Origin of the sequence: Burkholderia sp. Se-20373 (assembly GCF_017104705.1) — a bacterium.
Taxonomy (GTDB): Bacteria; Pseudomonadota; Gammaproteobacteria; order Burkholderiales; family Burkholderiaceae; genus Burkholderia.
The window spans coordinates 21,328-31,583 of sequence record NZ_JAAGPH010000094.1 but is presented as its reverse complement, the minus strand read 5'-3'; the positions used below and the strand labels follow the sequence as shown (position 1 = coordinate 31,583).

The 10,256-nt window shown below is 71.0% G+C and carries 13 protein-coding genes; 9 read left to right on the top strand and 4 right to left on the bottom strand.

What is annotated here, in order from left to right:
- The 5 genes from G3N96_RS26055 to cobC all read left to right on the top strand — a co-directional run.
- Positions 1 to 297, top strand: a 297-nt coding sequence (locus tag G3N96_RS26055) for an iron chelate uptake ABC transporter family permease subunit (RefSeq protein ID WP_206138964.1), incomplete at its 5' end; no start/stop codon positions are given.
- On the top strand, positions 294 to 1,109 hold the full coding sequence (locus G3N96_RS26050) for an ABC transporter ATP-binding protein (RefSeq protein WP_206138963.1): 816 nt from the start codon (positions 294 to 296) through the stop codon (positions 1,107 to 1,109). The genes G3N96_RS26055 and G3N96_RS26050, both read left to right, overlap by 4 nt.
- A gap of 52 nt (positions 1,110 to 1,161) precedes the next feature.
- The gene (gene cobT, locus G3N96_RS26045; protein ID WP_124583029.1) at positions 1,162 to 2,217 is read left to right on the top strand and encodes a nicotinate-nucleotide--dimethylbenzimidazole phosphoribosyltransferase; all 1,056 of its coding nucleotides are present in this window, start codon (positions 1,162 to 1,164) and stop codon (positions 2,215 to 2,217) included.
- Positions 2,207 to 2,983 (top strand): adenosylcobinamide-GDP ribazoletransferase, encoded by a 777-nt coding sequence (locus G3N96_RS26040; protein WP_206138962.1) that lies wholly within the window; start codon positions 2,207 to 2,209, stop codon positions 2,981 to 2,983. Before cobT ends, G3N96_RS26040 begins: the two co-directional genes overlap by 11 nt.
- Positions 2,968 to 3,552, top strand: a complete 585-nt coding sequence (gene cobC / locus G3N96_RS26035; RefSeq protein WP_206138961.1) for an alpha-ribazole phosphatase — start codon at positions 2,968 to 2,970, stop codon at positions 3,550 to 3,552. Before G3N96_RS26040 ends, cobC begins: the two co-directional genes overlap by 16 nt.
- 89 nt (positions 3,553 to 3,641) lie before the next feature.
- On the opposite strand, the gene G3N96_RS26030 is transcribed toward cobC, so the two are convergent.
- The 4 genes from G3N96_RS26030 to cobU are packed head-to-tail and all read right to left on the bottom strand — an operon-like array spanning position 3,642 to position 7,060.
- Positions 3,642 to 4,559, bottom strand: a complete 918-nt coding sequence (locus G3N96_RS26030; RefSeq protein ID WP_206138960.1) for a cobalamin-binding protein — start codon at positions 4,557 to 4,559, stop codon at positions 3,642 to 3,644.
- On the bottom strand, positions 4,556 to 5,575 hold the full coding sequence (cobD, locus tag G3N96_RS26025; RefSeq protein ID WP_206138959.1) for a threonine-phosphate decarboxylase CobD: 1,020 nt from the start codon (positions 5,573 to 5,575) through the stop codon (positions 4,556 to 4,558). The genes G3N96_RS26030 and cobD overlap by 4 nt, the downstream gene beginning before the upstream one ends.
- On the bottom strand, positions 5,568 to 6,512 hold the full coding sequence (cbiB, locus tag G3N96_RS26020) for an adenosylcobinamide-phosphate synthase CbiB (RefSeq protein ID WP_206138958.1): 945 nt from the start codon (positions 6,510 to 6,512) through the stop codon (positions 5,568 to 5,570). The genes cobD and cbiB overlap by 8 nt, the downstream gene beginning before the upstream one ends.
- Entirely contained in the window at positions 6,506 to 7,060 is a 555-nt protein-coding gene (gene cobU / locus G3N96_RS26015) for a bifunctional adenosylcobinamide kinase/adenosylcobinamide-phosphate guanylyltransferase (protein WP_206138957.1), read from the bottom strand. Before cobU ends, cbiB begins: the two co-directional genes overlap by 7 nt.
- Positions 7,061 to 7,134: 74 nt before the next feature.
- Here cobU and G3N96_RS26010 point away from each other — a divergent pair, with 74 nt between their 5' ends.
- The 4 genes from G3N96_RS26010 to G3N96_RS25995 all read left to right on the top strand — a co-directional run bounded on the left by G3N96_RS26010 (position 7,135) and on the right by G3N96_RS25995 (position 10,227).
- Complete coding sequence (locus G3N96_RS26010) at positions 7,135 to 8,637, top strand: cobyric acid synthase (RefSeq protein ID WP_206138956.1); 1,503 nt, start codon at positions 7,135 to 7,137, stop codon at positions 8,635 to 8,637.
- 82 nt (positions 8,638 to 8,719) lie between these two features.
- Entirely contained in the window at positions 8,720 to 8,860 is a 141-nt protein-coding gene (locus G3N96_RS26005) for a hypothetical protein (protein WP_174975942.1), read from the top strand.
- Between the two features lie 149 nt (positions 8,861 to 9,009).
- Positions 9,010 to 9,423, top strand: a complete 414-nt coding sequence (locus G3N96_RS26000; RefSeq protein WP_039368031.1) for a DoxX family protein — start codon at positions 9,010 to 9,012, stop codon at positions 9,421 to 9,423.
- Positions 9,424 to 9,558: 135 nt separating this feature from the next.
- Positions 9,559 to 10,227, top strand: a complete 669-nt coding sequence (locus G3N96_RS25995) for a ParA family protein (RefSeq protein WP_124583014.1) — start codon at positions 9,559 to 9,561, stop codon at positions 10,225 to 10,227.
- Positions 10,228 to 10,256 lie beyond the last annotated feature (29 nt).

The following is a 10,256-nucleotide window of genomic DNA, read 5'->3' as shown; positions in this document are numbered from 1 at the left end:
CGCCTGCGCGTGCGGATCTATCTCGTCGCGTCGCTGGCCGCCGCGGCCGCGGTGACGACGGCCGGCACGATCGGTTTCGTCGGCCTCGTCGTGCCGCACGCGCTGCGGCTCGCCTTCGGCAACGACCAGCGCATGCTGCTGCCGGCCGCGATGCTCGCGGGCGGCGGCGGCGTGATGGCGGCCGACCTGCTCGCACGCACCGTGATCGCGCCCGCGCAACTGCCGGTTGGGGTGATGACCGCGCTGATCGGCGTGCCGGTGTTCCTGTGGATGTTGTTGAGGAGGCCGATGCGATGACGGGGGCCGCACTGCACGCCACGGCCGGCGACATGAACCACGCGGCCGTCGGCCTGACGCTGAAGGCCGGCGCGCGTACGCTGCTCGACGGCTTCACCCAGGTGTTTCGGCCCGGCGAGATCTGGTGCGTCGCCGGGCCGAACGGGGCGGGCAAGACGACGTTGCTCGCGACCCTCGCGGGGCTGCAACCGCCGGCCGGCGGACACGTCGAGATCGACGGCCGCACGCTTGCCGCATGGCCACCCGAGCAGCTCGCGCAGCGCCGCGCGCTGATGCCGCAGCAACTGCACGACGCATTCAGCGCGACCGTGTTCGACACGGTGCTGCTCAGCCGCTTTCCGTATCTCGGCGGCTGGGGCTGGGAGCGCGATGGCGACCACGCGGCCGCGCGCGACGCGCTGGCGACCTTCGACCTGACCGCGCTCGCGTCGCGCGATGTGCTGTCGCTGTCGGGCGGCGAGCGGCAGCGCGTCGCGCTGGCCGCGACGCTGTGCCAGGACGCGCCGTCGATGCTGCTCGACGAGCCGCTCGCGCATCTGGACCTGCATCACCAGATCGATTGCCTGACCGCGCTGGCCGCATGGGTCGACGCGGGCCCGCGCACGGTGCTGTTCTCGTGCCATGATCTGAATCTCGCGCGGCGTTTCGCGACGCATGCGCTGTTGCTCGATGGCCGCGGCCACGCGTGGGCCGGCCCCGTGCACGACGTGCTGACGCCCGAGCGCGCGAGCGACGCGTTCGGTTATCCGCTCGTGCTGATCCGCGAGAACGGCCGCGATGCGCTGCTGCCGGCGTGGCCCGAGCGACAATGACCTTTTCTTTTCCGATGCGCGGCGCACACCGCGCCACCGACACGGCTTTTCGATGACGACCCCGACTCCCTTCCCGCCCGCGATCCCGCCGCTCGACGAGGTGCTGCGCAAGCGCCTGCAGCACGTGATCGACCACAAGACCAAGCCGCCCGGCAGCCTCGGCCAGCTCGAGGCGGTCGCGTTGCAGATCGGCTTGATCCAGCACACCGAGCGGCCGGTCGTGCAGCGTCCCGTGATGATCGTGTTTGCCGGCGATCACGGGATTGCCGCCGAGGGCGTGAGTCCGTATCCGCAAGCGGTCACCGCGCAGATGGTCGCGAACTTCCTCGCCGGCGGCGCGGCGATCAACGCGTTCTCGGGCGTCGCGCAGAGCACGCTCGAGATCGTCGACGCAGGGGTCGCGTCGCCGCTGCCGCTGTCCGACCGGCTCGTGTCGCTGCCGGTCGCACGCGGGACGCGCAACTTCGCGGCGGAGCCGGCGATGACGCGCGACGACGCGATGACGGCGCTCGCCGCCGGCGCGGCGCGCGTGCGCCTGCATGCGTCGCTCGGCACGAACGTGATCGGCTTCGGCGAGATGGGAATCGCGAACACGTCGTCGGCCGCGTGTCTGATGAGCCGCCTGCTCGGCGTGCCGATCGACGCGTGCGTCGGGCGCGGCACGGGCCTCGACGACCAGGGTCTCGCGCACAAGCGCGCGGTGCTCGGCCGTGCGCTGGTCAAGCACTCGCACGCGATCGCGCCGCTCGATGTGCTCGCGACGTTCGGCGGCTTCGAGATCGCGATGATGACGGGCGCGTATCTCGCGGCCGCGAGCGAGCGGATGACGATCCTCGTCGACGGCTTCATCGCGACGGCTGCGCTTCTGGTTGCCGAGCGCATCGCGCCCGGCGTGCGCGACTACTGCGTGTTCTCGCATACGTCGCACGAGGCCGGGCACCGGCGCATGCTCGAGCATTTCGGCGCGAAGCCGCTGCTCGCGCTGGACCTGCGGCTCGGCGAAGGCACGGGCGCCGCGCTCGCGCTGCCGCTCGTGCGGGCGGCCGCCGCATTCCTCACGGAGATGGCGAGCTTCGAATCCGCCGGCGTCGACAATCGTGACGCCTGATCGCGCGCGCGGCGTGCGGGCCGAACTGCGCTACTTCTTCGTCGCGCTCGGCTATTTCACGCGCGTGCCCGTGCCGCGCGCGATCGGCTACGCGGCCGGCGATCTCGACCAGGCCGCGCGCTATTTCCCGCTCGTCGGCGCATGCGTGGGCGCGTGGGGCGCGCTCGTGTATCTCGCTGCGCTGCGCGCGCTGCCGCCGTCGATCGCGGTCGGGTTGTCGATGGCCGCGACGCTGCTCGCCACGGGCGCTTTTCACGAGGACGGCCTGGCCGACAGCTGCGATGCATTCGGCGGCGGCTATACGCGCGACGACGTGCTGCGCATCATGCACGACTCGCGGATCGGCACGTTCGGCGCGGTCGCGCTCGTGATCTCGCTCGGCGTGAAATGGCAGACGCTCGCGGCCATGCTGCCGTTGCGTGCCGCGTGGACGATGATCGCCGCGCACGCGGCGAGCCGCGCGGCGGCGGTGAGCCTGCTGATGACGCTCGACTACGTGCGGCCCGAAGGCAAGGCGAAACCGGTCGCGCAACGGATGGGCGCACGCGCGGCGTGCGTCGCGGCGCTGTTCGGATTGCCCTGGTTGTTCTGGCCCGACTGGCGCATGGGTGTCGCGGCATGCGTTGCGCTCGTGGTCGTGCGCGCGTGGGCCGCCCGCTATTTCGTGAAGCGGATCGGCGGCTATACCGGCGACTGTCTCGGCTTCACGCAGCAACTGTGCGAACTGGCGATCTATCTCGTGGTGCTCGGATGGACGTCGTCCTGATTCGTCATCCGGCCGTCGGCATCGAGCCGGGCATCTGCTACGGACGCAGCGACGTGCCGCTCGCTGCGTCTGCCGATGCCGGCACGCAGGCCGTGCGCGCGCATTTGTCGGCACTCCGCGCGCCGCTTCCCGAACAGGTCTGGACGAGCCCGCTGATCCGCTGCGCATCGGTTGCCGAACGACTCGCGCAGGCATGCGACGTGCCGCTGCGGCGCGACGCGGACTGGCAGGAAATGGATTTCGGCGCGTGGGAAATGCGGCGCTGGGACGATATCGATCGCGCGGCGCTCGATGCGTGGGCGGCCGACCTGATGCATGCGTGCGCGCATGGCGGCGAAAGCGTTGCACGGTTTGCCGCGCGGGTCGGGCGCCGAGCCGACGCGGTGGCGCAGTTCGACCGGCCGCAGTGGGTCGTCACGCATGCGGGCGTGATCCGCGCGTTTGCATCGCATGTATTGCGCGTGCCGCTCGATGCATTGCTGTCGCGATCCGTGCCGACAGGGGGGGTCGTCTGGCTGCGCACGGATGCTGCCACGCGAACGTGGGACGTGATGCACTGGGACGAATAGGCGCGCTGGCCACTGCGTGCGAACGACGCAGCGCGTGGTCAATTCGTCTCAGGCACCTCGCACGCGATGAACGCGGAAGTCGCAGGAAATCAGCGCGCCGCCCGCCGCGCACGCGCGGCATCGAGAGCCTCGCACAGCGCGGCCGCGCCCTGCGCGATCCGCGGCGACGGCCGTGTCAGCAGATCGCCGTCGATCGCGAACAGGTTGTTGCGTGCCACGGCCGTCAGTGCGGGCCACGTGCGCCAGCGTGCCAGGCTCGGCAGCGGTTCGTCGGCGCGCGTCGTACCCGTGCTGGTCGTCACGATCGCCTCCGGATTCGCCGCGAGCACGGCCTCGTCGGTGACGGTCGGCACGAGCGGCTTGAGCGAGCCGAACACGTTGCGGCCGCCGCACAGCTCGATCACGTCGTTGATCAGGTGCGCACCATTGAGCGTCATCAGCGGTCGATCCCAGACCTGGAAGAACATCGTGACAGGCGCTCGCGCCGAGTAACGCATGCGCAGTGCCGCGACGTCGTGCGTATAGGCGGCTGCGGCCGCATCGGCAGCCGGTTGCGTGCCGAGCAGCGTGCCGAGCCGGCGCAGCGATGACGCTACGTCGTCGAGATGCTTCGGTTCGCTGAAGAACAGCGGGATGTGCAGCGCGCGCAGCGCGTCGGTCTGCCGCTCGGCATTGCCGTGCCGCCAGACGACGATCAGGTCGGGCCTCAGCGCGGCGATCCGCTCGAGATCGAGCGCCTTGTTGTCGCCGACGCGCGGTATCGCTTGTGCCGCGGGCGGATAGTCGCTGTACGTGACGGTGCCGACGAGCTTCGCGCCGCCGCCGGCCGCGTAGACGAGTTCGGTCGCGTGCGGCGCGAGACTGATCACGCGCTGCGCGGGCGCCGGCAGCGTGACGGTATTGCCGGCGTCGTCGCGTGTCGTGACATCGGCGTGGACGAGTGGCGCGTACGCGAACGCAGCCAATAGCGCGATGGGTGCGAGCCGGTGAAACATGCGTGAATTCATGCGGATTCCCGTTGCAGCGTCGGCACGCAGTGCGCGAGCGCGTCGCCGAGGCGCTGCCATTCCGCTTCGCTCCCCGGCAAGCCGACGCGTACGCTGGACGGGGTCGGGAAGTGCCGCGTCCAGACCCCGCGTGTCGCGAGTGCCGCATGCAGTGCCGCGGCGCGCGGGTCGTCGGTCCAGCTGAAGAGCGGCGTCGCGCGAACCGCGAAGCCGTGCGCGCGCAGCAGGGCGGCCAGCCGTTCGCCGTCGGCCGCGAGCCGTTCGCGGGCGGCGGCCTGCCACGCGCGGTCGGCGAATGCCGCGGCGACCGCGTGGCGGGCAGGGCCGCCGACCGTCCAGGCGCCGAGCATGTCGCGCAGCGCGACGATCCGGTCAGGACAGGCGAGCACGAAGCCTGCGCGGATGCCGGCGAGCCCGAAGAACTTGCCGACCGAACGCAGCACGATGAGCCCGGGACGATCGACGTGCGGCGCGAGCGACCGCGTCGCACCCGTATCGGCGAATGCCTCGTCGACGATCAGCGTGCCGCCGCGCGCGGCCAGTTGTGCGTGCCAATCGAGCAGGCGTTCGGCCGGCACGAACTCGGCAGTCGGATTATTCGGATTCCCGACGATGACGTGACGCAGCGTCGCAGGCAGCGTATCCGTGTCGATGTCGAGCGCGACGACGCGATGGCCGTGGCGCGCGAAGGCGGGCGCGTATTCGCCGTACGCGAGCGCCGCGACGCCGGCGTCGCCGGTCGGCAGCAATGCGGGCAATGCGCGGATCGCGGCCTGGCTGCCGGCAACCGGCAGCACGTGTGCGGGATCGGGCGCGTGGTAGTACTGCGCGGCGCAGGCCGCGAGGCCGTCGCCGTCGTCGGGCAGCCGACGCCACGCGTCGGCCGGGACGGGCGGCACCGGATAGCCGACCGGATTGATGCCGGTCGACAGGTCGAGCCATGCGTCGTACGGAATGCCGTGGCGGCGCGCGGCTTCGTGCAGGTTGCCGCCGTGTGCGATGCGCGTGTCAGACATGATGGGTGGCCATGGCGAGTGCGCCGCTCGCAACCAGCAGCGCGAGCCACAGGGCGAGCGTGCGCGTGACGAGCGACAGCGCGGCGACGATGTGGACGGCGGTCGCCGTGGCGCCGGTGCCGAGCGCGGGGCGATCCTCGATCTCGCCGTGATAGACGGCCGGGCCGCCGAGCTGCACGTTCAAGCTGCCGGCGCCGGCAGCCATCACCGGGCCCGCGTTCGGGCTGTCCCAGTGGCGCGCCTGTGTGCGCCAGCAGCGCCACGCGGCAGCCGTGTCGCCGAGCAGCGCGTAGCTCGCGGCCGTGAGGCGAGCGGGAATCCAGTTCAGCGCGTCGTCGAGGCGCGCGGCGGCCCAGCCGAAGGTCAGGAAGCGCGGCGTGCGGTAGCCCCACATCGCGTCGAGCGTGTTCGCGAGCCGGAACAGCAGCGCGCCGGGGCCGCCTGCGACGACGAACCAGAACAGCGCGCCGAAGATCGCGTCGTTGCCGTTCTCGAGCGCGGATTCGACGGCCGCGCGCGACAGCGCGCCTTCGTCCGCGTCGCTCGTGTCGCGCGACACGATGCGCGCGGTCAGCGCGCGGGCGGCGTCGAGGTCATGCCGCAGCAACGCGGCAGCGATCGGCGCGACGTGGTCGGCGAGGCTTTTCGCGCCGAGCGCGAACCACAGCAGCGCGATATGCAGCGCGGCCGCGAGCGGCCACGGCAGCACGGTCGTGAGCCATGCCGCGATGGCGACCGGCGGCACGACCGCCGCGACCCATGCGGCGACGCCGATCACGCGGCCGCGCCGGCCCGTGTTCAGCGCGCCTTCGATGCGCGCGGCGAGGCGGCCGAACGCGACGAGCGGATGCCAGCCGGCCGGTTCGCCGAGCGCGCGGTCGACGATCGCGGCCGCGACCGCGAACATCGCGACGACAGGCAGCGACAGCATCAGCATGACGGTGCTCCGGTCTTGAGATCGAGCGGCAGCCCGGCGACGAGCAGCGTCACGCGTGTCGCGAGCGCGGCGACGCGCTGGTTCAGGCGCCCGAGTTCGTCGACGTAGCGGCGCGTGACCGACCCGAGCGGCACGACGCCGAGCCCGATTTCGTTACTGACGACGATCACCTTCGCGCGCGCGCCGCGCAACGCGTGCTCGAGCCGGTCGACCTGCGCCGCGTACTGCGCATCGTCGAGCGGTTCGCCGTCGGCCGGGCACAGCAGGTTCGTGAGCCACAGCGTCAGGCAGTCGACGAGCAGGCACGCGTGCGGATCGTCGAGCCGCACGAGCGTGCCGGCGAGATCGACGGGCGCGTCGGCGAAACCCCAGTCGGCCGGCCGGCGCGCGCGATGGTGCGCGATGCGCTCCGCGAACTCGGCATCGGCGGCGGTCGCGGTCGCGATGTAGGTGACGGGAAGGCCGCTGTCGGCGGCGAGCCGCTCGGCATGTGCGCTCTTGCCCGAGCGCGCGCCGCCGAGGACGAAAGTGAGGTCGTGCGGAATCATCGCGTGATTGTAACGGCGCGGGCAGGGCGGCGCGGGGGATAATGCGGCCTTTGCTTCGCGACGACCTTTACACGATGAATGCACCCGAGCCGCGGCCGCGCGGCACGCTGATGATCCAGGGCACGACGTCCGACGCGGGCAAGAGCACGCTGGTTGCCGGCCTGTGCCGGCTGGCACGCCGCGCCGGCGCGCGCGTTGCGCCGTTCAAGCCGCAGAACATGGCGCTCAACAGCGCGGTGACGGCCGACGGCGGCGAGATCGGCCGCGCGCAGGCGCTGCAGGCGCTGGCCGCGGGCGTCGCGCCGCATACGGATTTCAACCCCGTGCTGCTGAAGCCGACGAGCGATCGCGGCGCGCAGGTGATCATTCACGGCAAGGCGCGCATGAACCTCAATGCGCGTGCATATCACGACTACAAGCCGGTCGCGTTCGACGCGGTGCTCGAGTCGTACGCGCGCCTGCGCGCCGGTTACGACACGGTGATCGTCGAGGGCGCCGGCAGCCCGGCCGAGATCAACCTGCGCGACGGCGACATCGCGAACATGGGTTTTGCCGAACGCGTCGACTGCCCGGTCGTGCTGGTCGCCGACATCGACCGCGGCGGCGTGTTCGCGCATCTGGTCGGCACGCTCGCGTGCCTGTCGGACAGCGAGCGCGCGCGCGTGCGCGGCTTCGTGATCAACCGCTTTCGCGGCGATTTCAAGCTGCTCGAACCGGGGCTCGACTGGCTGCGCGCGCAAACGGGCAAGCCCGTGTTCGGCGTGCTGCCGTACCTGCACGGCCTGCTGCTCGACGCGGAGGACATGCTGCCCACGCAGGCGCGCAGCGCTGCCGTGCGGGGCGACGCCGGCGTGCTGCGCGTCGTCGTGCCGGCGCTGCCGCGCATCAGCAATCACACCGATTTCGATCCGCTGCGTGCGCATCCGCAGGTCGAATTCACGTACTGGAAGAGCGGCCCCGTGCCGGACGCCGACCTGCTGATCCTGCCCGGTTCGAAGAGCGTTCAGCGCGATCTCGCGTGGCTGCGCGACGCGGGCTGGGACACGCTGATCCGTCGCCACCTGCGCTACGGCGGCAAGGTGATCGGCATTTGCGGCGGGATGCAGATGCTCGGCCGCACGCTCGACGATCCGCTCGGCCTCGAAGGCGCGCCCGGCAGCGTGCCGGGGCTCGGGCTGCTCGATTTCGACACGACGCTGCAGCCCGACAAGACGCTGAAGAACGTGACGGGGCAGCTCGCGCTGCCGGGCGGGGCCGCGGTGCGCGGCTACGAGATCCACATGGGCGATACGCACGGGCCCGCGCTTGCTTCTCCCGCGCTGGCGCTGGCAGCCGACGCCGCGCGGGACGGCACACGCCCCGACGGCGCGGTGTCCGACGACGGCCAGATCCTCGCGACCTACGTGCACGGGCTGTTCGACTCGCCCGGCGCCTGCACGGCGCTGCTCGCGTGGGCCGGGCTCGACGGCGCGGAGCGCATCGACTATCCGGCGCTGCGCGAGGCATCGCTCGAACGGCTGGCCGACACGTTCGCGAACCACCTCGACCTCGACGCGCTGTATGCCGAGTTTCGTTGACGCGAGGCCGGTCCGTGCTCGCTTTTTCCGCCGGATCGCGTACAACACAGAAGGGCGGAGGTCCGCCTGGAGGAGTGCGACGATGAAGGCTCGATGGTGGTGGAGCGTGCTGCTCGCGGCGCTGCTGGGCGCGTCGGCGGTTGCGCACGCGTGCGATTCGTCCGCACCGGGCGGCAGCCAGTCCGGTTCCGGCGACGCCACGCAAGGCAAGAGCGGTTACTGAAGCAGGTGGCGGGGCATGATCGATCATGCCCCTTTTTACGTCCTGATTAACTCCATATGGGAATCAGTTAAAGCGAATTGGCGCGTTTATCGGTCGAATTGATTCGAATAGAGTGCGATCCATTCACACCACTCCCGAAGGAATTCGCCATGAACCCCAATCGCCTCAACGATTTCGCCGCGACCCTGCTGCGCGTCGCGCTCGGCGTGCTGTACCTCGCGCACGTCGCGCAGAAGGTGTTCGTCTTCACGCTGCCCGGCACCGCGCAGTTCTTTGCGTCGATCGGCCTGCCGGGCTGGCTCGCGTACCTGACGACGTTCGTCGAACTGGCCGGCGGCCTCGCGCTGCTTGCGGGCTTCCGTGTGCGCGTCGCCGCACTCGTGCTGCTGCCGTTCATGCTCGGCGCAACCGCTACGCATCTGCCGAACGGCTGGAGCTTCGCGTCACCGCACGGCGGCTGGGAATATCCGGCGTTCTGGGCCGTCACGCTCGCCGTGCAGGCGCTGCTGGGCGGCGGCGCGTTCGCGCTCGGCGCCCGGGAGGCCGCGGTTCAGCGTGCGTAACGGGGAAGTAACCCACACGGCGCGGCGCAACCCGTTCCGGTGACGCCCCGTTTGCCGATATCATCGCTCCCTGTATCCGCAATCGAGCGGCGCCTGCCAGGCGGCGGGCGCCGCGCGGCTTTTTCGGGGGAATTCATGACGGTGATCGTGGTGGCGAATCCGAAGGGCGGCGTGGGGAAGAGCACGCTGTCCACCAATCTTGCCGGCTATTTCGCGGCGCAGGGCGCGTGGGTCGCGCTCGCCGACCTCGACCGGCAGCAGTCCGCGCATGCGTGGCTCGACCTGCGGCCGGCCGGATTGCCGCCGATCGAGGCGTGGGATCTCGACCCGGACGCGCCGACGAAGCCGCCGCGCGGCCTCGAGTACGCGGTGATCGATACGCCGGCCGGCCTGCACGGCAACCGGCTCAACGTCGCACTGCAACTGGCCGACAAGGTGATCGTGCCGCTGCAGCCGTCGATGTTCGATATCCTGGCCACGCAGCAGTTTCTGGAGCGCCTCGCCGGCGAGAAGGCCGTGCGCAAGGGCAGCGTCGAGGTCGGGATCGTCGGGATGCGGGTCGATGCGCGCACGCGCTCGTCCGATCAGCTTCATCGCTTCGTCGAAGGGCTCGGCCTGCCGGTGCTCGGCTACGTGCGCGACACGCAGAACTACGTGCAGATCGCCGCGCACGGGCTGACGCTGTGGGACGTCGCGAAGAGCCGCGTCGAGAAGGATCTCGAACAGTGGCGGCCGATCGTCGAATGGGCCGAACGCCGGGCGCCGAAGGCAGAGAAGCCGGAGAGGGCCGCCAAGGCGTCCTGATCGCGTGGCCGCTGCCGGGCGGCGCGCGA